Origin of the sequence: Algoriphagus sp. Y33 (assembly GCF_014838715.1) — a bacterium.
GTDB lineage: Bacteria > Bacteroidota > Bacteroidia > Cytophagales > Cyclobacteriaceae > Algoriphagus.
Genome location: NZ_CP061947.1, coordinates 2,783,091 through 2,807,313 on the forward strand (window position 1 = coordinate 2,783,091; position 24,223 = coordinate 2,807,313).

A 24,223-nucleotide genomic window follows, 5' to 3' on the forward strand; every position below is an offset into this window, starting at 1 on the left:
AAACAATCTACGAGAATGTCGTAGATTTTGTTAATTTTTTTTTAACGTTTGTAGGTAAGTGTAATTTTACCGGCAACAGTTCCCTGCGGAGTATCCATCTTTACTTCCTGTGCTGTAACCAGGGTATTATCACTTAATTCCTTAATCTTATAGACAACAACATTTTCTCTGGTATCAGTAGTAATAAAGCTATCTCCCTCTACTTTCCACACACCGCTTCCATTCATATCGTCTTGGTCAACAACTATTTGATAAGTCCCATTTTCTCTGACAATCAATCTGCCTTCCAAGTGAAGTTGTTTACCCCCTTCGATCATTGTCGTTATCTCTGGCCCCTGTGTTTGCACAAAGGAGAAATCTTTGCCCATCCACGTACCAATAATCTTTTTGTCTTTCCCAGCCATATCACAAGAGAAGAGCCCAATCATAAGCGCCACCAGTGGTACTGTTAGTAGAAATCTACTTTTGAGCATACGGTTTGATTTTGGTTTGTTCATCATAATTATTCTTTTTTTGGTTTGAAATTGATTGAAATTATTCATGAATTGAAGCCCACAGTCAGCACTGAGTTGCTTCAATAGTAGTCTCGAATAGGCAATGGGAGAATAGAACCGGGTGACAAACTGATCAGCTTGAAACTCGTGGATTTCACGCAAGTACTTTTCCAACACATAAACTAACGGGTTGAACCAATAAACCACTTTTACCACCTGAATCAACATAATGTCTATAGAATGGCACTGATCCACATGAACTGATTCATGCAGGACAATTTGCTGATACTCGCTATTTTCAGGATCAAAAGATGGTAGCAAAATATGTTTGAAAAAAGAAGATGGAACAAACTTTGGATTTACTACAACAGTTCTTTCTGCATATTGGATCTTAGAGGAACTACGAATTAATATCATCGTCTTTACTACTCCCCATACAAGTCTGACGGAAATAAATACTACTCCAAAAAAATACGCAAACATCAGGACTGCCAGCCAAGAAAATGTAATTCCTTCGGATGCCTGATTAGTTGTAGCGAATTTGGCCTCTGCCCACTGCAATGAACTATTTAAAGTATCCACTGAAGTAGCGTTTAAAAAACTAAAATCAAATGAAATCAAAGGCAAAAGCATAGCAAGGATCATTATACCCAGTAAAACAGCACGATTGCCTTGAAAAAACGTCAAGCGTTCAAATAGTACTATGTAAAAGACCAATCCAAGTCCTAACACCAAACTCCCTTCAAATAAGTAATTGATCAAACTATTCATGATTTGTTCTTTTTTTCGTAGCTGTCTATCAATTTCTGCATTTCCTGAATTTCTTTTTCAGACACTCTATTTTCCTTCACCATAAACGACAACACATTCTCCATAGATCCTCCAAAAAAAGTCTTCACCAAGTGATTAAAACTTTTCTTTCGGTAATCACTTTCTGCAATTATAGTATGGTATTCATTGGTTTTGCCATAAGATTTATGTCCGAGATAGCCCTTTTTCTCTAAAACTTTGACAGTGGAAGCTAGCGTAGTATAAGGTGGCTTGGGATCAGGAAGCTCATGCAATACATCCCGGACAATTGCCCGATTAAGCTTCCAAAATATCTTCATAATCTGTTCTTCGTACGTGGTCAACTCTTCCATGATATTAATGTAGAAAATGAATCTAGAAAAACCTACGAACAACTCGTAATATTACGTTTTGTTCGTAAATTTTAACAAAAAAAACACCTGAAGAATCTCCGGGTGTTTTCAGGTAATTAAAACTTAACTAAAGCTTAAAATTCACAGGGAGCATCATCTGCGTTTTGACAATTTTCCCGTCCTTTTTTCCCGGATTCCACTTGGGAGACTCTTTCACCAACCGCAGGACTTCCTCATCACAGCCTCCTCCTATACCTCTGACAATTTCCACAGCGGAAACATCACCGGTTTCCTGTACTACAAACGAGACCATTACCATTCCCTCTACATTTGCTTTTCTTGCAGCCTTTGGGTACGTCATGTTCTTGGCCAAGTAGTCATTCCACCCATCAATTCCTCCTGAAGGTGACGGCATTTCATCTACTTCTTTATAAACTTTCTCAGATTCTATTTGGGCAAAAGCCGATTGCTCAGGAAGAATAAAAACTAAAAACATAGCCATCAGAAGAAGTGAAGCTGCTTTTATGGGAGAATTTTGGATTGTTAGTTTCATGGTTTTGGTATTGGTTAATTCGTAATGATTATCTTCAATGGGTATTTTTAGATACTTGGTTTGGTTGTAAACCCGAATTTCAATGGTTTCGGGAAAATCACCCGCTACCGAAACATTGGCTTTTATACTTCTTCTTGATTTCAACCAAGCTTAAATCGTATCGGGAGTCTCATTCTGGTATTAACCGCCACACCACTTTGTGATCCCGGTGTCCAGTCAGGAGAGTTTTTTACAACGCGGATTGCTTCTTCATCAGCACCGCCCCCAACACCTCTGAGAACATTCACATCTGAAAGACTTCCATCAGCATTGACCACAAAAACCACAATCACAGTGCCTTCGATCCCCATTCTTCTGGCTTGAGCAGGGTAGGTCAAATTATTACTCAGATAGTTATTCCAACCCGCCATACCTCCTTGAGGATTGGGTTGATTTTCCACTACATCAAAAATTTCTTCTCCATCCTTTGCAAGCTTCCTCGCTTCCAAATCAGAAGGCCCTATCTTCACTTCTTTTATTTCACCTGCCATAGTCGGACCTTCTATATCCTCTTCAGGCGTCATTTCGCAAGAAAACACGAAAAACAAAGCTGCTAATACGGGAATTGCAAGCAGAAATCTGCGCATTTCCTTCTTTTGGGATTGTGGTTTACTCATCATAATAATTCTTTTTTTGGTTTGAAATTGATTGAAGTTGTTCATAAAGTGCCAGCCTTGTCCCCCGGTGATCATCTGTAGCAGAAGCCCTGAATACTCTTTCTTGGAATAAGTTAAAGTCACTCCCTGATCAGCCTGATATTCATGCACTTCACGCAGTGATTTTTCAAACTGGTAGATCAACGGATTAAACCAGAAGATGATTTTGGCGAACTGTACCAGCAGCAAATCCCAACTATGCTTCAGACGCACATGAACTGATTCATGCAATACGATCTGCTTCTGCTCGGATCTGTTAGGATCAAAATCCGGAAGCAGTATATAGCTGAAAAAAGAAGCCGGAATAAACTCGGGATGCACCGCTATCCAGTAATTCCGGTAATACATTAACCTCGATTTTCCAAGCAAACGCTGTGAGGTGAAAAAACCCAAGATCAAGTGAACTGTCATCACAACCACACCGACTAAGTAAGTGTAAAAAACAATTTCCTGCCAAGAGAAGTTTACTGTCCCTGATGCCACTTCCTTACCTACCAAAAATTCAGGAAGTAAAATTTCAGCAGTCCCGATTGATGCCATCCCCAGATTAAAAGACAGCATGGGAATCACAAACGACAGCATCAACATACTGATCAAAATCACACGGTTCAGCGTGAAAAATGTCAACTCACTCAAGACAAATCGATAGAAAAGCACGGTGATGCCAACACAGATACTCGCTTCGGCTAGATAGATTAGGATTGCATTCATGGCTCAGTAGGTTTGTCCATATCATCGATCATCTTCTGTAGATCTTCGATTTCCTTGTCCGAAATCTTATTTTCCTTCACCATAAAGGAGAGGAAATTACCCACCGAACCTTCAAAATAATGCTTCACCAATTGATTCACACTTTTTTTGCTGTAGTCAGCCTGTGTGATCAGAGGGAAATAAAGGTGCGTGGTGCCGTAAGCTTTGTGATCCAGATAACCTTTCTTCTCAAGTAGCTTGATAGAAGATGCCAAGGTGGTATAGGGCGGCTTTGGTTCTGGAAGCTCTTCAAGTACATCCCGGACAAGCGCTTTTTCGAGTCTCCAAAAAATCCGCATTATCCTTTCTTCGTTGCTATTCAATTCGTTCATAGCCCTAAGCTAAAAACGAATTTTTAATAATCCTACGATTTTTTCGTAAAACAACGAAAAGAATGCACCAGAGAATATTAAAGCATACACATAGATGCTTCTATATAACTAATTATCAGTCTTTCAAAAAAAATCTGGATACCATAAGAATTAGCGGAAAGAAAGTTCAACTCTTCTGATTAAGTACATTTAAATTTAATCAATGCCTGGACTGGCTTAGAATAAAGCTAATTGGCCAACCGCTTTCATTCGTCCTCCGGTTCGATGTCTACTGAAGCCGTTAAGATCGGGGTTACACTGAAATAGCCCAAGACATCCTGGCTTCCTTCTATCACTTTGATATTGGTGTCGGGATTTTGGGGAGGAGGACTGAATAATCCACCATCATTGTAAAGAAGATTGACCAGCTGGACTAAGTAATCGTAAGGCTGTTTATTTAATCTATAGAGCTCCAACCTTACTTTATCGCCCACTTCAAAGTCATAGTCCAGTTCAAGCCCCTTTTCAAAAACAGTTAAACCAAAAGTGTCATCAAAAAGCAAGTAATCATCACGGTCATTCTTTAGCGTATCATTCTCAATTACACGGATTCGATAATAATTATCTTCTTCAAAAGGGATTCTACCAAATACTTTGATATAGTAGCCTTCATCCCGGAATAGCCTTTCTTTTTCAAAGTTATAAGTGACACTGTCGACAATAGGAGGTTCCAGCATCACTCCTTCTGCAGTGTATTCGTTGCCCTCCCATTTCACAAACAACTGATAGGTTTCACCGATTTGGGCTATTTTTCCGGGCGAATTAGGCCTATAACTGGATGTTTGATGGTCGTAAGAAAAGGGGATAACCTCTTTATTGCCTGAGTTGAGGATATAAACCTGGGCACTCCCTACCACATCCATCTCTGTGCTGTCAAAATAGCTTTGTGCCAAGGTCACCTTCACTTCATTATAAAAAGGCCTGTCAGACCATATTGCTTCAATCACAGGAAACTGAGAATCGGCTGAACGCAGAGGAAGTTCCACTTCCTCTTGACAAGAAAATGCCAGCATTGCCAGAAATATGATACTTATTCTTTTCATGTTAAAATTCAAAATTATAGGTAACTGAGGGCAAAAATGTAAATAGGTAAGTCATCACAATTCCTTGCCTCACTGATTCTATAGGACCATCATCTTCTTTGCTATATCTGATATCATCGTTATAGATCTCCCTGAACTCATAAGAGAAAGGATTTTTCCGTCCATACAGGTTGTAAATGCTAAAATTCCAGCTTCCTCTCCATTTCCTTCCCTTATCGGCATTTCTCCAAGTGACTGACGCATCCATTCTATGGTAATCAGGAAACCTGTCCTGATTTCTATACTTAGAATAAAGAGGAACAGGCTGCAAATCCACAGAATAAAGCCCCACTGGAAATGAGACAGCCTGCCCTGTGGTGTAGATAAATGTCAATCCCGCTGACCATGATGGTGAAAACTCATGATTCAAAACCAGCGTGATATCATGGGGTCGATCATAGCGGGGATTATATTTCAATCCTTCGGAGACTCCTGGAGTCTTACGCCAAGACCGGGACCAAGTATATGCCAACCAGCCGGTGGTTTTCCCCACATTCTTTCTCAGCAGGAACTCAGCTCCATACGCCCAGCCATTTCCGGTAAGTATTTCCGTCTCCACTTGATCGGTAAAAAGTATTTGAGCACCATTTCTCAAATCAATGATGTTCTTGAAATCCTTATAATATCCTTCTACAGAAAATTCCCATCTGTTATTATCAAAATTCCGGAATAAGCCGAGCGAAACCTGATCTGACCTTATTGGAGGGACATAAGTTCCTGCCAAAATCCACCTATCTATAGGCAATCCTGCAGAGCTATTGGAAGCGATCTGAACATATTGAAAATTTCGGTTATAGGCTGTTTTAAGAGAAAACTCATCATTAATCAAATATCTAAATGCAACTCTGGGTTCTAATCCCTGATAAAATTTGATCTTTTCTAACGTCCTGTAATTCAATGTATCCATAATCGGAGCATTCGGAGTTGGAATGTCTCCTTCATAGAAATAATCCACTCCTTTGCCTACTTGATTATAAAAACCCCATCTAAGCCCTGCCTCCGCGCTTAATTTTGAAGTGATTTCATACGTCAGGCCTGCAAATAAATTATTAAGCAAGCCATTTTTTGCATTGGTATCGAATGGTTCAATACTACTATCACCTGTAGGATTTAGAGCTATAGGTGCAAAATGGTAAAACTGGCTGTGAAAGCCCCAATAAGTCTGAAGAGACTCTCCTTTCAGGAAAGTCCAAATGCCCTTTATACCCGACTCTGAAAGATTGTTTTTCCACTCAAAACCGGTACTCGGATCGTCCAGCTCCACGCTGTAATTATACCTGGAATGATATCCTTGCAGATCAAAGAACAGGTTATCGGAAATATTTCTATTCCACTGAACAGAAGACACCCAATTGGTCCAGCCTAATCCAAATTGGTCATCAAGACCAAGAAAATCACTTCCTTGATAACTCGAAACAGTGAGCTTATCTTTTTCGCTCAGAATAAAGGACAGTTTCCCGCTAAGATCATGAAAATTCAGCTTGTTATTATTGATATCAGTATCGTTGGAAAGCTTCAAAAAAAGGTCTGCATAAGTTCTTCTACCTGAAATCACAAAAGTTGATTTCTCAGAAAACAGTGGTCCGTCTAAAGTCAATCTGGAAGAAATGGTCCCTATACCCCCTTCTCCATGAACCTGTTGATTATTGCCTTCCCGAAGTGAAACATCAATCAAAGACGATAGTCTTCCTCCATAAGACGCCGGCATATTTCCCTTATAGAGCTCTACCTGATCGAGTGCATCTGGATTGAAAACAGAGAAAAACCCAAAGAAATGCGAAGGATTGTAAACGGGCGCACCGTCCAGCTGCACCAAATTCTGATCAGCGGAACCCCCACGGACAAAAAGTCCGGTGGTTCCCTCTCCCGCTGTCTGAACTCCCGGAAGCAGCTGCAAACTTCTGAGCAGATCTACCTCGCCAAACAGTGCAGGAATATTTTTAATGGTGGCAATGGGGATGGTAGCTTTCCCCGTTTCCATATTTCTGACTTGCTCATCCGGTCTTCTCTCCTGGATAATAATCTCATCGAGGGACATTTCTTCCGCTTTTAAGAAAAAACGTTGTGCTTTATCAAGGTCTTTTGCGGTAATTACCCGGGTAGAACTTTCAAACCCAACAAAGGAAACCACCAAGCGGGCAGGAAGGGATTTGACTTGTATGCGAAAAGCCCCATCCAAATCAGCAACTACTCCGGAGGACACATCTCCTTCCCAGTAAACGCTTGCACCGGGAAGCGGGGATGAATTACTTGCATCAATCACCTCAGCGGTAAAAAACACTGTTTCCTGAGCGATACTCTCGAAAAAAGATAAAATGAAAATGAAAAAGAAAATTAATTTACTCCGTTTGGCAGTTGCCTTCATGCTGCTTTAATTAGAAACTCTATTCAAAGCTACACGATTCAAAAAAATTAATGTTTGTTAATTATTAAGAACATTTGAATTTATGTCCACCACTTGCAGCATTCCTCCTTTTAAAGTAATCTTTATTTTATAATTTCAGGTCATGATTTGGGCATATCCGGACGTAAAACTCACCCTCTTGCTAGCCGGCATTTTCGGCTTGCTGTATTTTGTTTATCTATTTCGCTACTGGAAGATCAACCGTAAGCTCGTAGTACAGAAGCGCAGACTGTTCACCAAAGTAGTCATCAGAACAATCTATTTTGTGCTGTTTCTCATTGCATTTGCAGGACCTTCCATAGGGACTTCGCTAAAAGAAATACAGGAAGAGGGAAAGGACATCTTTATTGCGGTAGATCTATCCCAGTCCATGAATGCCACCGACATAGGTCCAAGCCGTCTTCAGCGCATTAAGTTTGAGTTGAAAAACTTGACAAAAAGTTTTCCCTCAGATAGAATCGGGCTGATTATTTTCAGTTCAGAGGCGTTTCTCCAATGCCCCCTTACCTTTGATCAAAGTGTGCTGCAATTGTATATCGACGGTCTGAATACGGGACTGGTTCCCAATTTCGGTACAGACCTCAACGGACCACTGAGAATGGCTGAAGACAGATTTCTCAGTGACGAAAGTCAGGAAGTGAAATCCAAATCAATTATCCTCATATCTGACGGAGAAAATTTCGGGGATGATCTGGAGGAAATTGGTTCCCGGTTGAACAATGAAGGAATAAAAGTATTCTCTCTGGGGATTGGAACTACAGGTGGAAGTAGCATACCCAGAGGAAACGGCCTGGTGATAGATCCCAAAACGGGCAAACCGGCACAAACTGCTCTTGACCGCTCACCTCTCCAACAAATTGCAGCAGAGACTAACGGGCAATACTTTGAAATTTCTGATGAAGTTCAGGAAATTGGAGACTTGACTGCCGCCCTGGAACGGCTGGAAGGTGGAGTGACCGGATCTAGAATTGTGGAAGCTTCCGCAAATAAGTACTTTTATTTCCTCTTGGCCGGTTTAGTACTTTCTTTGCTGGATATGATGTTACCAATCAAAACTATCAAATTATAAATGAATTGGAGTAAGCTAATATTGGCTGTTTTTCTACTGATTCCCGCCTCTTGGACTCGGGTTTCCAGATTAAATTCCGCAATTGATTTGGCAGGAGAAAGCTATGCTAAAGCTGAATACGAGCAGTCTATCACAAACCATCAGATCCTAATCGATGAGTTCGCATATTCTTCCCCTGAACTAGATTATAATCTGGGACTAAGTAATCAATATGCAGAGAAACTAGAAGAGGCCAGTGCATTTTATGATAAAACTTCAGTCACTCCAAATAAGGTACTCGCCTCCTTTGCCTTCAATCAGGGGGGAATACTTCTTGGAAATAAAAAAGAATATGAGGCGGCTTTGAGCAAATTTAAATCTGCTTTGATCCAAGATCCCAACAATGAGGTAGCTAGACACAATTATGAATTGTTGGCTCGGTGGTTGCAACGGGATGAGGAACGCAAAAATGAAGATCAAAACAAACCCGATCCGTCAGAGTTTGCCAAGCGTAAAAAAGCCGAGGCAGATAGAATGGTGGAACAATTCCGCTTCAAGGATGCGTTTAACCTTATGAATGAAGCTTTGCAACAAGATGAAACCGTTGCGGCTTATCAGCAGTTTATCAGCAGTCTTCAAGAAATCACAGAGATCGATGAAAAATAAAATTCTAATACTTCTGGGATTAACTTTCACACTTAGCATAGCTACGGGTAATGCGCAAACTTCGGGAGAATACTTTAACCGCGCCGCCCGCTCTTATGTCAAAACAGAAAAAGAACAGGCTTTGGCTACGGTAAACGACGGTTTGTCCAAGTATCCCACCGATGCAAAACTTCAAGCTTTGAAAGAAAAACTGGAGAAAGAACAGGAAGAACAGGACAAGCAGGATCAGCAAAACCAACAAAATCAAGACCAGCAAAATCAGGAGCAAAAAGAGCAGCAGCAAGACAACTCCAGCCAAGGTGAAGATGGCAACCAGCAAGAACAAAAAGAAGATGGTGATAAAACCGACGAAGATAAAGCCAAAGAATCCCAAGCAGGCGATCCATCAGAACAAAGCGACGACAAACCGGGCGAAAATGCCAATGATCAGATGGATGCCAATCTAGCTGACAAACAAAAAACTATGGAGGAGTTTAAGGAAAAGCTAAAAGCAATGAACCTAACCCCCGAGCAAGCTGCACAAATACTCGAAAGCATGAATGCGGCAGAGTTACGTCACATTCAGCAAAACAAGAAAAAAGCTACTGAACGACCTAAGAGAGGGATTCCTGATTGGTAAAAGATAGATTTTAGATTCAAGATATTAGATTCAAGACTTGGGGATCTGGAACGATTAATATGCAGGAGTCCTAAAAAAATTTCTTTGAATTGTTAATGATTCATAGCTCTAGATTCTTCACTTTAATTTCTTAATTCTAACATCTAGTGTCTAACGTCTAGAATCTAACATCTTAATTAAACCCAACTAACCATGATCAAAGAAGTATATATCGTCTCTGCCGTAAGGACTCCTTTGGGGAGTTTTGGAGGAAAATTAGCCGGACTTACAGCAATAGAACTTGGCAGTACAGCCATTAAGGGAGCCTTAGCCAAGGCAGGTGTCCAATCAGAATCAGTTCAGGAAGTTTTTATGGGAAATGTGATTTCCGCCAACCTTGGACAAGCCCCTGCCCGTCAGGCAGCCATAGGTGCAGGAATCGGCTACAATGTTCCTTGTACCACCGTCAACAAAGTCTGCGCTTCAGGGATGAAAGCAGTGATGTTTGGTGCCCAGTCTATCATGCTTGGCATCAATGACGTGGTAGTCGCCGGCGGTATGGAAAGTATGTCAAACGTTCCTTTCTATGTGCCTAAAGCAAGATTTGGCTACAAGTATGGCAATGCCGAATTCATTGATGGCTTGGCAAAAGATGGGCTTTTCGAAGTGTATTACAAATTCCCGATGGGGAACTGTGCGGATAATACGGCCAAAGAAATGAATATTTCCAGGGAAGCTCAGGATGCCTATGCCATCCAATCCTACCGGCGCTCAGCCGATTCTTGGGCAAAGGGATACTTCAAAGATGAAGTCGTTCCCGTGGAAATCAAAGGCAGAAAAGGCGAAACTATCCTCATCGACGAGGATGAGGAATATAAGAATGTGATGTTTGACAAAATCCCTTCACTTCGACCGGTTTTTGACAAAGAAGGAACTGTCACTGCAGCCAATGCCTCCACCATGAATGATGGAGCTTCTGCGTTGGTGTTGGTCAGTAAAGAAAAAGCGGAGGAATTGGGATTAAAACCTCTGGCAAAAATCAGGGGATTTGCCGATGCCGCTACCGATCCGCTATGGTTTACCACTGCCCCTGCCCTAGCCATTCCCAAAGCAATAAAACATGCGGGATTAACTGCAGAAGACATTGATTTCTACGAAATCAATGAAGCATTTTCAGCTGTAGCATTAGCCAATCAAAAAGAATTGAATCTGGACAATGACAAAATCAATGTCTTTGGAGGAGCTGTTTCTTTGGGACATCCTCTTGGAGCTTCGGGTGCCAGAATCATCAGCACCTTGAACTCTGTACTTCATCAGAAGAACGGTAAAATTGGCGTTGCAGGCATTTGCAATGGAGGTGGTGGCGCCTCGGCGATAGTTATTGAGAAGATGTGATTAGAATCAAATTTTAAAATAAGCAGAAATCACTGGCTAGCTATCCGGTGATTTCTACTTTTACAGGAGACTTGTCTCTTATTTCTTCAGACACACTTTTCAGCAAAATATCGCTATCATTCAGATCTCCGAAAACTTCAATAATGTCTCCACCACTCCTTCCCACATTGACAGGAACCCAAAGCGTACTGTCGTTTTCCATCTTGATGACAAATGTGCCCAAGGTCGAAGTCAGGATTGCTGATTGGGGTATTGCATAACTGTTGCCATCAGTATTGATCGGAATCGTCACTTCCGCTATCATTTTGGGGAGTAATTCACCGGTAGGATTAGTCACATCCATCTCCACCCGCTCCGCCCGCAAGCGATCATCGAGCGCTCCTGCCAGCCGGGAAACCTCTGCCTTGAATATTTTCCCGGGAAATGAACGGACGGTAAATTCCACTACATTACCTTTCTTCATCGTATACGCATACAATTCAGGCACGTTAACCACAAGTCTGAGATTCTTCTGCTCCTGCAATGTGAAGAGCGGTTGCTCTGATCCTCTTCCGGAGGGCCCTACATAGGCTCCCGTACTCACATTTCGCGAAGTGATTACTCCCGAAAAAGGAGCACTTATTTCCAGGTAATTCTTAGCGTCCATTACTTCCCGATAGGCTGCTTTGGCAGATTCCCATTTGGCAAGATCTGACTGCTGAGCTGCAAAAGCCATATCCAAATCATTTTGAGAGATGGTACCCGGCGTTTCACTGGTTTTCAAAATCCGATCATAGCGTGATTTACTTGCCAAATATACCGCTTCAAAAGACTTGAGTCTAGATTCAGCTCCTGCCAGTTGGGAACTGATTTCCGGAGCTTCCAGCCTGACCAGTAATTGCCCCTGCTTCACTTCCGATCCCACATCTACGAGCAGTTTCTGCACAAAACTGCTCACCTTGGCATAGATATCCACCTGCTGATTTGCAATAAGTTCTCCCGGAATCCTGAAAGAGGATGACACGGCTCCTTTCGTCAATCGAAAGCCTTCGTGGGTCAACACCACAGGTTCCGCTGTGGCATCCGGGAACTTCTTTCCTTCAGATTTACAACTTTGAAAAGCCATTCCAACCACAATACAAAGAGGTATTGTAAACTTTGAATATTCTCTGATTTTCATTTTTTGCCTAGTTAGGTAATCACTCATAATCAATGGGGGAAACAGCTTAATTGGATTGGGGGATATAGTGGATGCTATGTTCATCTTCCGGATCAAGAGAGACGCTTTGCGTGGTAGTTTTGGCCTGAGCCCAAGAGAATGCTATGGGAAGAATGATAAGCGCGGCAATAGTCGAGGCAATCAACCCTCCTATAACGGCTCTTCCCAGTGGGGATGTTTGCCCGGAGCCTTCTCCCATTCCGATTGCAATGGGAATCATCCCCACCACCATGGCCATCGCAGTCATCACAATCGGCCTTACCCGTAGAGAAGCAGCTTCTATCGCAGATTTGGTTGAATCTCCATTTTTCAAGCGGAGTTCTTCGGCATTGGTAATGAGTAGAACCGCATTGGAAATTGAAACACCTACTGACATGATGATTCCCATGTAAGATTGAAGATTAAGTGTAGATCCACTCACAATCAGTAACAACAATGATCCCATCAAGACGGCAGGTACGGTCACCAATACCACACCCGATACTTTGAACGATTGGAAGTTTGCCGCAAGCATCAGAAAAATCACCACTATCGCGACCAATAGGCCACCCTCTAGGCTATCCAGCGTTTCGATAAGTGTGGCACTCATGCCTATGAGCTCTACTTTCAATCCCCTGGGCAGTTCTCCAAGTGAAGCTATAGCAGCATTTACATCAGCTGCAGCAGTCGCCAAGTCCATATCATTTAGATTCGCTGTGACGGTTTGCATCGGATTTGCACCCAAGTTATCAATCTCGCCTTCAGTCCTGCCCTCTTCAAACGTTGCTATATCGCTAAGCACCGGCCTTGCAGAATTCCTTTTAATAGGAATCTGTCCAATCTCCTCGATACTGTTCATCTGCCCTTCCGGTACTTGGATCTGCACATTATAGCTGTTACTGCTAGTTCTGTCTACCCAGACATTTTTCTCGGTAAATCTGGAGGAAGAGGTGGATGCTATAAGAGAACGGGACACGTCACTGATATCCACCCCAAGCTGCGCAGCTCTGAGTCGGTCGATGGAAATATTTATGGTCGGATAATTCACAGATTGTCCTATCTGTATATCTCTGAGGTAATCAATCGTTTTCAGTTTATCGATCAGTTTCCTTGCGTATTCTCTATTCAACGCTTTATTACGGCCCACAAAACGAACTTCAATCGGTGTAGGAGAACCTTGACTGAGAATTTTATCGGTCAGTTCTATAGGTTCGAAGGACAAACTCATCTTAGGATTGATTAGGACGGCTTTCTCACGGATGGCATCTTTGAGTTCATCCAAATTCACCTCGTAATCCCTGTTCAAAGCAACCTGAAGCACTGCCTCATGCGGACCGGACATCCAAAGAAAAACCGGATTGATGGAATAAAGCTGGGGATGCAACCCTACATAAGCAGAGGTCACGGAGATATTCTCCTTTCCTACGATCTCATCAATTCCGGCCAACAGTTTAATAGTTTCCGACTCGGTCGTTTCCATCCTGGTACCGTCCGGTAATTTCATCCTCAACTGAAACTGTCTACCATCTACCCGGGGTAAGACATCTCTGCCGATCCCGTTCACCATCAACGCCACCAGCCCTACAGTGACGATCAAGTAGATGATCAGCACCGGTTTACTGTAGGGAAGCAGCGATTCTATCAAGTTTAGATAGCGTCTACGGAATCGTTCAAACAGACTGATTTCACCATCCCTGTTGATATCGACCCGCTGTGCCAATACTACTTTTTGTCCGTGGCTACTTTCTAAAGAACTATCTATACCCGCCAACCTCCGCTCTTCCTGCTCATTCATCTGGCGACCGTCGGTCTTCACGTGATGCTTTACTTTCATCAACCAGTTTGCCAGAACCGGGACAAAGGTTTGGGAAAGAAAATAGGAAGCAACCATACTGAAACCGATCGCAAGTGCCAAAGGAAGAAAAAGCGACCCTGGAATCCCTCCCATAGTAAATGCCGGAGCAAACACTGCCAAAATACAGAGCAAGATAAGTAACTTGGGATAGGCGATTTCAGAACAGGCATGCCAGATCGCCAATGCTTTGGGCTTGCCCATATCAAAATGCTGGTGGATATTTTCTATGGTCACCGTGCTCTCATCCACCAGAATACCGATTGCTAAAGCCAAACCGCTCAGTGTCATAATGTTTATTGTCTGACCAAACAAATTCAAGAATAGAACAGACGTAATAATTGAAGCAGGAATAGTCAAAATGACAATCAAAGCTCCGCGGGCATCTCCCAAAAAGAGTAAAACCATGAGACCGGTAAGAACGGCACCAATAATCCCCTCATGCATCAAGCTGTCCACTGAATTAATCACGTACTGGGACTGGTCAAACTCAAAGGTGAGTTTGACATCCTCCGGCAATTGGTTTTGAATATCGGGAATGGATTTCTTCAGGTTTTGAACTACTTCCCATGTGGATGCATCCGCACTTTTGGCAATACTTAAATAAACTGATCTCCTACCATTCACCAAGGCATAACCTGATGCAATGTCCGACCCGTCTACCACAGTGGCCACATCCTTCATATAGAGATTATGGACATCCTCTTTGAAAAGCGGAATATCTTCAAACTCCTGAACTGTATTTAAAATCGTATTTGCGGGAGTTAAATAGTTTACATCTCCGATCCTCACATTGCCAGAAGGCGTGGTGATGTTATTGACCCGCATGGCCTCTACGAGCTGATCCGGGGTAAGATTGTGGTCACGGAGTTTTTTCGGATCCACTTTGATCACTACCGTTCTGGAACTCCCGCCAAAAGGAGGCGAGGAAACCAATCCGGGAATTGAAGTAAAGGTCGAGCGTACATTTATATTTGCAATGTCGAGCAGCTCGTTATTCGCTCTGGTATCCGAGCTTAAAACCAATTGTCCTACCGGCAATGTAGATGCATCAAAGCGGATTATAAAGGGTGGATTTGAGCCCGGTGGAAATGCAGCCTGAATCCTATTGGAAAAGGCACTGATCTCCGCAGCTGCCTGAGCCATGTCTGTACCTGGATAAAACTCAATTTTCATCAAGGTCAAGCCTTGAATATTTTTCGTGGAAATTTGCTTTATTCCATTGACAAAGAGAAAAATATTGACATAAGTTTTCCCATAGAATGCTTCCATCTGCTCAGGCATGTAACCTCCGTGTGGATGAGACAAGTAAAGTACAGGAAGGTCTAATTGGGGAAAAATGTCAATTTTGATGGTATCCACAGCCTTTATCCCAAAGAACAAAAGACCAACTACCAACACTAAAATTGTAATTGGTTTTCTTAATGCAAAACGTATCAATTCCATTTCAATCGCTGTGGTTTAAAGTTGGTCTTCGAATAAGCTGTAATCTCCGGCTGCGGCTGCCTTAAAGAGCAAGGCTTGCCACACATTGTTATTGGCAATGGCCATATCAGTTTCAGCCCTGATCAAGAGATAAAGGGTTTGGGTGACATTAACCAAATCAGTCAGCCCGTTTTCATACAAGGCAAGCTGCCTCTGGTAGGCCTGTGAAGCAGCAGCTACCTGAATGGGTGCCTCATTTACACTTTCCAAAGCATTTTGTAGCTTTTTATCTGACAAATCTCCCTGTAAACGAATCTGAAGCTCTGCTTGACGGTATTCTTCCAACAGCGCGGCATTGACGAATTTCTGTGACTGAACCTGCTTGGAAGTCCTTAGAATCCGGGAAAGATTCCACGTGAGCCCTACTCCTACTAGATAGTTTGATCTGGTAGGATTGATACCATCCCAGTAGGAATGCGAAAAGTCCGTATTATCCAAATTATAGGTAGGCCCGAAGCCTGATGCACGCGTTTGCATAATTCCTATCAGGGCAATTGAAGGATAATTGAAGGTGCGGAAATAGGCAGTCTGCTGCTCATTCACATTGACTCTAGCCCGGTACCATTCCAATAGCGGGTGATCCGAAATGACCGTGTCGGCTACAAATTCTTGAGGTACCCGAGAGAGAAACAGGGTGTCCAGTGTGTATTCCCGGCTCTCGACACCGATCAGGTTCATCAGGGTATTTTGAGCTTCCAATTCCCTATCCAGGGACTTCAGGTAAGCGATTTTAGCATTGGAAAACTCCGCATCGGCCTGAGAAGAATCCACTCCCGCGATCAAACCGTTTCTGGCTTTAGCCTTTACTATCTGCTGGAAAGTAGCTGCTCTTTCCATGTTTTTCTCAAAAGTAACCGTGAGTTTATGTGCAGCTACTCCATCTAGATAGGCACTAGCTACTTTTACTTGATGCTGGAATATTTCTTGTGTCAGGTCTTTTTGATCCTGATCAGCAACCGCCTCAGCAGTTAGTATTCTTCTGGAAGCCCTTCCAAACGAAAAAACCTCCCAGTTGATGTTGGCCACATAGGAAGCGCCAAATGCCGCATCCCAGTTTTGCTCACTTCGGGGAAGACCGGAAGAAGCTACTCCATAGCCCCCAAATCCCCATAATGGACTGATTATCCCATTCACAGTTCCATAATCCTGCTGGGCCGAAAGTGTAAAATCAGGAAGATATTCCCGTTTCGCCTTGTCTGCCAGAGCGACGGAAGATGCTGCATAATACCCCTTCGCCTGAATGGCTCCATAATTGGTTACCGCTATATCTACGGCCTCTTTGATTGTGAGCATCTCCTGAGCACAGACACCGCCTACGGATATGAGCAGCAGTAAAACGCACAAAAACCCACTTTTAAATTTATTCATAAACCCAATTTTATTCATCTAATGGCCATAGCCAGTCAAGCATTCTTCACAAACTCCATGTCTTATTTTTCAAAAGTGATTCGATTGGACACATTCTGATCAAGCACTCTTTCTAAATCAAACCTCTAGAAATAAGTTAATTACATGAATTTTAAAATCTTTAGATTTCAAAACATAGTGGGTTTATTGCGCTTGCAAGGCTTAAAAAAGCTATTCATACCAGCAAATGTATTACGCTAACCAGACGGGTGACTTAGGTGCCACTTATAATTTAGTGTATATACATCTGATTTGCCTGCATGATAATACAGGATCCTTGGTATACCTCAGACTCATTGATGATTCCTTATTTTTCTTTTACCAATGGAAAATGGGATACACGAAAAAAAGTAAACCGGACATTTCTATTAATCCTTAAATAGAATCCACCAATTTTAAAAAATTAACAATCACGAATAAGATTTTATTGCACGCTTACCAATGAATGGAATATTTACCAGAGATTTGACAACTTGTCAAGCTCTTCGTCCCAAAACCCAAAAACTGTGAGAAAAACAATTGCCTTTATCCTTTTGACAATTCTAGCTCAGTATTCCTACGCTCAGGACACTATCCGAACCTATTATGATGAGGAGGAGACTATGCTCAAGGAGTTGTATTTTATGGTGGACGGAAAAGCGAACGGTGAAATCAGGCGGTTTGATGGGGCCGGAAACCTCGTCCTGATCGGTCAACTGAAAGATGACCAAAGAAACGGGTTGTTTATAGATTTGAATCCCGAAACAGGCGATACCCTGAGATCAATTCCCTTTGTAAACAATATCCGTTCGGGAGAATCCAAAAGCTATTTTCCCGGCGGAAAACTAAAGCAGACCTCCATTTATGTAGCTAACGGGATCGAGGGCGAAGTGATCACCTATTATGAATCCGGTCAGATTCACGATAAAACCAACTTCAAAAACAACAAGCCGGATGGTCTCAGCGAAACATTCTATGAATCGGGAAAACAAGCTTCCAGAGTGAACTTTTCAGAGGGTCGATACAACGGACTTTTCGAAGAATTTACAGAAAGCGGACAAATTCTGATTTCTGCAATCTATTCAGACGGAGAACTAGATGGCAGAGAAACTCAATTCTATGAAGATGGGCAGGTACTTTCCGTGATTGACTTCTCAAAAGGACTTTTGGATGGAAGCTATGAGCTCAATTATCCCGATGGATCACCGAAACGCAGAGGGAGCTATAAGAAAGGATATGAGGAAGGAGAATTGGTCTCCTATTACCAAAATGGAGAAATAAAAGAAAAAGCAAATTTCAAAAAGGGAATACCGATCCAGCCTGCCGAAAAATATTACCCTTCCGGCGCAATTGAGCAAAGAAAGAGCTTTGACAAGCTGGGCAACCCTGTCTTGGAAATCAATTACTTTGAAAACGGTCAAGTAAATTTTGCTGTCAACTATCTAAACCGTCAGCCAGAGGGAGAAGTAAGAATATACAGAAAAGACGGTTCGCTTGATGAAATCAAAAGATATAAGGGCGGTAAACTCGATGGAAATCAGGATTTTTTTGATGAAAAAGAAACACTTATCGCTACAGAGATCTATGAAATGGGTAATAAAATCAATAAATAATAGATCCGGCTAGAGAGGAAAGAAAAAGCTTTTCTATTTTTGCCCAAACTATAAGAAGGATGAGTAACGCTATCAAAGAAACCCATTTTCAATTCCCGGGACAACAGGGATTTTACAAAGGTAAAGTCCGTGATGTCTATATGTTTGACAAAGAATTGGTTGTGGTAGCATCCGACAGAATTTCCGCTTTTGACGTGGTTTTGCCCAAGCCGATTCCTTACAAGGGGCAGGTACTGAATCAGATCGCCGCCAAATTCTTGGCTGCCACATCCGATATCGTACCCAACTGGGTCACTTCCACCCCCGATCCCAATGTAACGATAGGCATTCGGTGCGAACCTTTCAAAGTAGAAATGGTGATCCGGGGATATATGTCAGGCCATGCAGCCAGAGAGTATAAAGCAGGAAAACGTACTATCTGTGGAGTAGCGATGCCTGAACATATGCGTGAAAATGACCCTTTCCCTGAGCCAATCATTACACCTACTACTAAGGCTGACGAAGGACACGATGAAGATATTTCCAGAGAAGAAATTCTGAAGCAGGGAATTGTTAGTGCTGCAGATTACGGGCAACTGGAAAAGTACACCAGAGCATTGTTCCGGCGCGGTCAGGAAATGGCCAATGAAATGGGACTAATCTTGGTCGATACCAAATATGAATTCGGAAAGGTAGGCGATAAAATCCTCCTGATTGACGAAATCCATACGCCTGATTCTTCCCGCTATTTCTATGCAGATGGATATGAAGAAAATCAGGCCAAGGGAATCGCTCAAAAGCAACTTTCCAAAGAATTTGTGAGACAATGGTTAATTTCGAATGGTTTTCAGGGCAAGGATGGACAATCTGTGCCTGAAATGACTGACGAAATTGTAGAAAGCATCTCTGATCGCTATATTGAGCTCTTCGAAAAAATAACAGGGGAAAAATTCCAAAAAGCTAACACAACAGAAATCGAGTCTAGAATCGAAAAAGCAATTCTTTCACACCTAGGCTAAAAGACCAACTAACTTATATTATGAAATCGAGCATGACTCAAAAGTCACACACTGGGATGATTATCAGCATGTGAGATTCCATATGGCCACTGAAAAACAATTATAATCATATGAAATATTCAATAGATAAAAAAGAACAGTACGTCATCTTCACCCCACAGGAAGAGAAATTGGATTCATTGCTTGCTCCTGTTTTGAAATCCGAATTATTGACGATTCATGCTGAAGGCTTCGAAAATCTGGTTTTGGACATGAGCGAAGTTAAATATGTGGATTCTTCAGGACTAAGTGCTTTGCTGGTTGGAGATAGAGAATTTGGTAAAAACGGTGGTGTTTTCATCATTTCCGGAGTTCAGGATCATGTGATGAAATTGTTGAAGATTTCCATGCTGGACAAGAAATTAAATCTGGTGAGCTCTCTTGAAGAAGCAAGTGAAGCAATCTTTATGCATGCAATCGAAAACGGAGAAGAGGAGGAGGAAGGTTGATACCGGAGTTTGAAGTCACCATATTAGGAAACACGTCTTCCATTCCGGTTCATGGAAGGCATCATACTGCCCAAGTCGTGAGATTTGGGCAGGATTTTTTACTGCTTGACTGTGGAGAGGCCATGCAGCTGCAAGCTCGTGCCTTCAAGGTCAAAGTCTCCAAAATCAATACTATTTTCATTTCTCATCTTCATGGAGATCACTATTTGGGTCTGGTTGGACTTCTTTCGAGCTATCACTTAGCCAAAAGAACAAGTCCGCTAACCATCTACGGTCCACAAGGCCTAGACGAGATCATCACTACGCATTTCCGTTGGAGCAATACCAAACTGAGTTATCCCCTCACTTTTGTACAAACCCATGATGATGGGCTAAACTTGCTTCTGGATTCCCCTAACTATCAAGTGTATAGTTTCCCTTTAAAACACAGGTTACCGACGACTGGTTTTCTGATCAAGGAAAAACATGGGCTCAGGAGTATGGTCAAGGAAAAATTGCAACAAAGCCACCTTTCTTTTGCTGCTATCCAATCCCTTCGCAAGGGAATAGATTACAAAGATGAAAATGGCAAAGTGTACAAAGTCAACGTCTATACGCATCCTTTGCCTCCACTTCGCTCCTATGCGTATTGCTCAGACACAATTTTTAATCCGGAATTGAAACAATACATTGAGAATGCAGATCTGCTTTACCATGAATCCACCTTTATGGAAGACAATTTAGAACGGGCTGCGGCAACATTTCACAGTACCGCAAAGCAAGCCGCAGAAATCGCAAAAATGAGCTGTGTAAAAAAATTGCTTCTGGGTCATTTCTCTTCACGATATATAGAGCTGGAACTTATGTTGGATGAAGCAAAAAGTGTATTTGTCCCTAGTGTTTTAAGTGAGGAAGGTCAGACTTATGCCATATGAACAAGGTACAAAACTCCCGCAAAACCAATCTTTTTATCATTCTGGGAAGCATCTTTCTGACCAATGCAATTCTGGCAGAGATCATCGGTGTTAAGATTTTTTCCGCAGAGAAGACGCTGGGATTTGATCCCGTAAACTGGACTTTTTTCGGAGAATATTTATTGGATTTCAATCTTACCGCAGGTGCCATAATATGGCCGGTAGTCTTTATTACTACCGATATTATCAATGAATATTTTGGAAAAAAAGGGGTGAAGAAAATCTCATTCTTGACTGCCGGATTGATTGCTTATGCATTTGTGGTCATCAGTGTTGTTACAGCTTTGACACCGGCAGATTTCTGGCTCGAGGTAAATGCTACTACTCCTGAAGGTGATAGTTTTAATATAAGTTATGCATTCAACACAATTTTCCGACAAGGCCTCGGAATCATCATAGGTTCACTTACTGCATTCCTACTCGGTCAATTGATCGATGTGTATGTTTTTCAAAAGCTGAGATCTATCACTGGTGAAAGCAAAATCTGGCTGAGAGCCACAGGTTCTACGTTGGTAAGCCAGTTTATCGATTCATTTGTCGTCTTGGGAATTGCTTTTTATGTGTTTGGAAACTGGAGTTTAGACCAGATCATCGCAGTAGGAATAATGAATTACCTCTACAAAATGGTCGTTGCCATTGTACTTACTCCTTTACTTTACCTAGGTCATGGAATCATTGACCGATACCTGGGCAAAGAGCTGGCTGCCGAAATGATCGAAGAAGCTAGTGAGAATAAGGCCTTTTTGTGATTCTAGATTTGAGCGCTTCAAAAAGACGGCCCGCTCTCTAGTGTTGGTTAATGTTGAAAATAGAGATTACTTACGTTGTCAAATCACCTCAAAATCTATCAGAGACAAGTACACAGTACAAGTAGCCGAAAATCAAATTATTAAAAGATTTCTTTCTAAATCAAGTAACGTAAGACCAATCCGGATATTCACAGCAGATCAACGAGTACTACTTTATAAAACAGGCTGTAATTAGCTCCGCTATGCATTTGAAAATTGTAGGAAAAATAATTGATCTGCTATCTTAATATTCAATACAATCCTCTGTAAGCACAACCTCTCATCACTCCAACCAAATATTTCACTCCTTAACCCGTCATTTTTTTACAATTATTCTAAATATTTTTGAAGATGGTTTGGCATTCCAAAATATTAATCATACTTTTGCACCGTCAATAAGACAAAAAACAATTTTTCGTGCCGTGAATTCCTTACTGTCGCTTGTCGGGATATTTATTAGGACCGAATGGCAGGGAAATTAAGGAAACATCATGGATCAAACACTCAAGTTCTCAGACTTGGGAATTTCTTCAGAAATTCTTAAGTCAGTGGAAGAGATGGGCTATACCCAACCTTCCCCAATTCAAACTCAATCTATCCCATTTATCCTGCAAGGAAGAGATGTCATCGGACAAGCTCAAACAGGTACGGGTAAAACAGCAGCTTTTGCTATTCCGATCATCGATTTGGTCGATGCAGATCTCAACAAGCCGCAAGCAATTATTCTTTGCCCTACCCGTGAACTTGCAGTTCAAGTAGAAGGCGAAATCCAAAAACTTGCTAAATACCACAGAGCGATTAATTCTGTAGCTATCTACGGTGGTGAATCCATCGATCGTCAAATCAGAGTTCTCCGTAGAGGAGTTCAGATCGTTGTAGGTACTCCGGGACGTGTGCAAGATCACATCAACCGTGGTACATTGAAGCTGGATTCAGTTGGCATCCTTGTTTTGGATGAGGCTGATGAGATGCTGGACATGGGCTTCAGGGATGACATCGAAGCGATCCTTCAGGAAATGCCGGATGAAAGACAGACTGTCTTCTTCTCTGCTACCATGGCGAAGCCTATCATGGATTTGACCAGAAAATATCAGACGAATCCTGAAATTGTCAAAATAGACAAAAAGGAACTGACGGTCTCCAATATTGAGCAAACCTATTACGAAGTCAAAAATCCATTGAAACTGGAATTGATGGCCCGTTTAATGAATGTTCACAACATCAACCTAAGCGTGGTATTCTGTAATACCAAGAGAATGGTAGATGAAGTTACTGAAGGATTAGTAGCAAGAGGAATCGCCGCAGATGCGCTTCACGGAGACTTATCCCAAGCTCAACGTGACAAAGTAATGGGCAAATTCCGTAAAGGACATTGCAAGGTACTGGTAGCTACAGATGTGGCTGCAAGAGGTATTGACGTGGACAATGTGGAAGCTGTATTCAACTTTGACCTTCCTTTGGACGAAGAATATTACGTACATAGAATCGGACGTACCGGCCGTGCAGGCAAAAACGGTAAAGCAATTAATTTTGTGACCGGAAGAAGAGACAACTTTAAGATGAGAGATTTGGAAAGATATACCAAAGCTACTATTACGAAGATGTCCCCTCCTTCTGCTGCAGATTTGATCGAATTGAAAAAAGCTCAGTTCGTAAAAAGTGTAACAGAACAAATTGAAAAATCAGAAGACAACCAGCTATTCGAAGCTACTATCGGACAAATGCTAGCAGAAGGTCTTACGATCGATCAGGTTGCTGTAGGTTTGATGAAACTTGTGATGGGCGACTCAGTGAAAGAAATGAGCGAGCAGAACTTTAGTATAGACGCATCCGGTGGAGACAGAAGAAGAGAAGGTGGACGTGACGGCGGAAGATTCGAAAGAGGTGGACGCGGAGAACGTGGCGACAGAGGCGGAAGAAACGAAAGAGGCGGTGAGAGAAGAAGAGAATTCGGAAACCGTGAAGGTGGATCAAGAGATGGTGGTAAAAGACCTGAAAGAGCTCGTGAAGCAAACATGACACGTCTATTTTTGAATCTTGGTGCAAAAGACAGAATCCGTCCAAATGATATTGTAGGTGCGATTGCAGGCGAAACCGGCGTACCGGGACGCAGCATCGGCGGCATCGATATCTATGACAACTTCTCTTTTGTGGATGTTCCTTCCAAAGACGCTGATCAGGTGATCCAAGGAATGAAAAACAACACCATCAAAGGCAAGAGTGTCAGCATGGAGGTTTCTAAAGGTTAATAGATTTTAAGGTTTATATGGTTTAAAGCACATTTC

Annotated in this window: 20 protein-coding genes; 10 read left to right on the forward strand and 10 right to left on the reverse strand. The window is 42.1% G+C overall.

Annotated elements, in window-relative coordinates; genetic code table 11:
- Positions 1–41: 41 nt before the first annotated feature.
- The 7 genes from ID165_RS11325 to ID165_RS11355 form a co-directional block, all read right to left on the reverse strand.
- Complete coding sequence (locus tag ID165_RS11325; RefSeq protein ID WP_192350640.1) at positions 42–1,265, reverse strand: M56 family metallopeptidase; 1,224 nt, start codon at positions 1,263–1,265, stop codon at positions 42–44.
- Positions 1,262–1,636, reverse strand: coding sequence for a BlaI/MecI/CopY family transcriptional regulator (locus ID165_RS11330; protein WP_192350642.1), 375 nt, complete (start codon positions 1,634–1,636; stop codon positions 1,262–1,264). Before ID165_RS11330 ends, ID165_RS11325 begins: the two co-directional genes overlap by 4 nt.
- Before the next feature lie 127 nt (positions 1,637–1,763).
- Complete coding sequence (locus ID165_RS11335; RefSeq protein WP_225587090.1) at positions 1,764–2,333, reverse strand: energy transducer TonB; 570 nt, start codon at positions 2,331–2,333, stop codon at positions 1,764–1,766.
- On the reverse strand, positions 2,330–3,595 hold the full coding sequence (locus tag ID165_RS26720) for a TonB family protein (RefSeq protein ID WP_225587091.1): 1,266 nt from the start codon (positions 3,593–3,595) through the stop codon (positions 2,330–2,332). The genes ID165_RS11335 and ID165_RS26720 overlap by 4 nt, the downstream gene beginning before the upstream one ends.
- Positions 3,592–3,966, reverse strand: coding sequence for a BlaI/MecI/CopY family transcriptional regulator (locus ID165_RS11345; RefSeq protein WP_192350644.1), 375 nt, complete (start codon positions 3,964–3,966; stop codon positions 3,592–3,594). Before ID165_RS11345 ends, ID165_RS26720 begins: the two co-directional genes overlap by 4 nt.
- A 245-nt stretch (positions 3,967–4,211) precedes the next feature.
- Positions 4,212–5,048, reverse strand: a complete 837-nt coding sequence (locus ID165_RS11350; RefSeq protein WP_192350646.1) for a DUF4249 family protein — start codon at positions 5,046–5,048, stop codon at positions 4,212–4,214.
- Position 5,049: 1 nt separating this feature from the next.
- Positions 5,050–7,452 carry a TonB-dependent receptor gene (locus ID165_RS11355; RefSeq protein ID WP_192350648.1) on the reverse strand — a complete coding sequence of 801 codons (2,403 nt, stop codon included), beginning with the start codon at positions 7,450–7,452 and terminating at the stop codon, positions 5,050–5,052.
- A gap of 142 nt (positions 7,453–7,594) precedes the next feature.
- On the opposite strand from ID165_RS11355, the gene ID165_RS11360 reads away from it, so the two are divergent.
- The 4 genes from ID165_RS11360 to ID165_RS11375 all read left to right on the forward strand — a co-directional run bounded on the left by ID165_RS11360 (position 7,595) and on the right by ID165_RS11375 (position 11,198).
- Positions 7,595–8,560, forward strand: a complete 966-nt coding sequence (locus ID165_RS11360) for a VWA domain-containing protein (protein ID WP_192350650.1) — start codon at positions 7,595–7,597, stop codon at positions 8,558–8,560.
- Complete coding sequence (locus ID165_RS11365; RefSeq protein ID WP_192350652.1) at positions 8,561–9,205, forward strand: hypothetical protein; 645 nt, start codon at positions 8,561–8,563, stop codon at positions 9,203–9,205.
- Positions 9,195–9,824 (forward strand): hypothetical protein, encoded by a 630-nt coding sequence (locus ID165_RS11370; protein WP_192350654.1) that lies wholly within the window; start codon positions 9,195–9,197, stop codon positions 9,822–9,824. The genes ID165_RS11365 and ID165_RS11370 overlap by 11 nt, the downstream gene beginning before the upstream one ends.
- 195 nt (positions 9,825–10,019) lie before the next feature.
- Positions 10,020–11,198 (forward strand): acetyl-CoA C-acyltransferase, encoded by a 1,179-nt coding sequence (locus ID165_RS11375; protein WP_192351461.1) that lies wholly within the window; start codon positions 10,020–10,022, stop codon positions 11,196–11,198.
- A gap of 40 nt (positions 11,199–11,238) precedes the next feature.
- Here ID165_RS11375 and ID165_RS11380 read toward each other — a convergent pair whose 3' ends face one another.
- The 3 genes from ID165_RS11380 to ID165_RS11390 are packed head-to-tail and all read right to left on the reverse strand — an operon-like array spanning position 11,239 to position 17,080.
- Positions 11,239–12,357 carry an efflux RND transporter periplasmic adaptor subunit gene (locus ID165_RS11380; protein ID WP_192350656.1) on the reverse strand — a complete coding sequence of 373 codons (1,119 nt, stop codon included), beginning with the start codon at positions 12,355–12,357 and terminating at the stop codon, positions 11,239–11,241.
- Between the two features lie 46 nt (positions 12,358–12,403).
- Positions 12,404–15,673 carry an efflux RND transporter permease subunit gene (locus ID165_RS11385; RefSeq protein WP_192350658.1) on the reverse strand — a complete coding sequence of 1,090 codons (3,270 nt, stop codon included), beginning with the start codon at positions 15,671–15,673 and terminating at the stop codon, positions 12,404–12,406.
- Between the two features lie 15 nt (positions 15,674–15,688).
- Positions 15,689–17,080, reverse strand: a complete 1,392-nt coding sequence (locus tag ID165_RS11390; protein ID WP_192350660.1) for a TolC family protein — start codon at positions 17,078–17,080, stop codon at positions 15,689–15,691.
- 545 nt (positions 17,081–17,625) lie between these two features.
- Here ID165_RS11390 and ID165_RS11395 point away from each other — a divergent pair.
- The 6 genes from ID165_RS11395 to ID165_RS11420 all read left to right on the forward strand — a co-directional run bounded on the left by ID165_RS11395 (position 17,626) and on the right by ID165_RS11420 (position 24,187).
- Positions 17,626–18,711 carry a toxin-antitoxin system YwqK family antitoxin gene (locus tag ID165_RS11395; RefSeq protein WP_192350662.1) on the forward strand — a complete coding sequence of 362 codons (1,086 nt, stop codon included), beginning with the start codon at positions 17,626–17,628 and terminating at the stop codon, positions 18,709–18,711.
- Between the two features lie 59 nt (positions 18,712–18,770).
- The gene (locus ID165_RS11400) at positions 18,771–19,709 is read left to right on the forward strand and encodes a phosphoribosylaminoimidazolesuccinocarboxamide synthase (RefSeq protein ID WP_192350664.1); all 939 of its coding nucleotides are present in this window, start codon (positions 18,771–18,773) and stop codon (positions 19,707–19,709) included.
- A 110-nt stretch (positions 19,710–19,819) separates the two neighbouring features.
- Positions 19,820–20,197 carry an STAS domain-containing protein gene (locus tag ID165_RS11405; RefSeq protein ID WP_192350666.1) on the forward strand — a complete coding sequence of 126 codons (378 nt, stop codon included), beginning with the start codon at positions 19,820–19,822 and terminating at the stop codon, positions 20,195–20,197.
- Positions 20,194–21,111 (forward strand): ribonuclease Z, encoded by a 918-nt coding sequence (locus ID165_RS11410; RefSeq protein ID WP_192350668.1) that lies wholly within the window; start codon positions 20,194–20,196, stop codon positions 21,109–21,111. Before ID165_RS11405 ends, ID165_RS11410 begins: the two co-directional genes overlap by 4 nt.
- A complete protein-coding gene (locus ID165_RS11415) occupies positions 21,108–21,899 on the forward strand; it encodes a queuosine precursor transporter (protein ID WP_192350670.1) in 792 nt (263 codons plus the stop codon). Before ID165_RS11410 ends, ID165_RS11415 begins: the two co-directional genes overlap by 4 nt.
- Before the next feature lie 530 nt (positions 21,900–22,429).
- Positions 22,430–24,187, forward strand: coding sequence for a DEAD/DEAH box helicase (locus tag ID165_RS11420; RefSeq protein WP_192350672.1), 1,758 nt, complete (start codon positions 22,430–22,432; stop codon positions 24,185–24,187).
- Positions 24,188–24,223 lie beyond the last annotated feature (36 nt).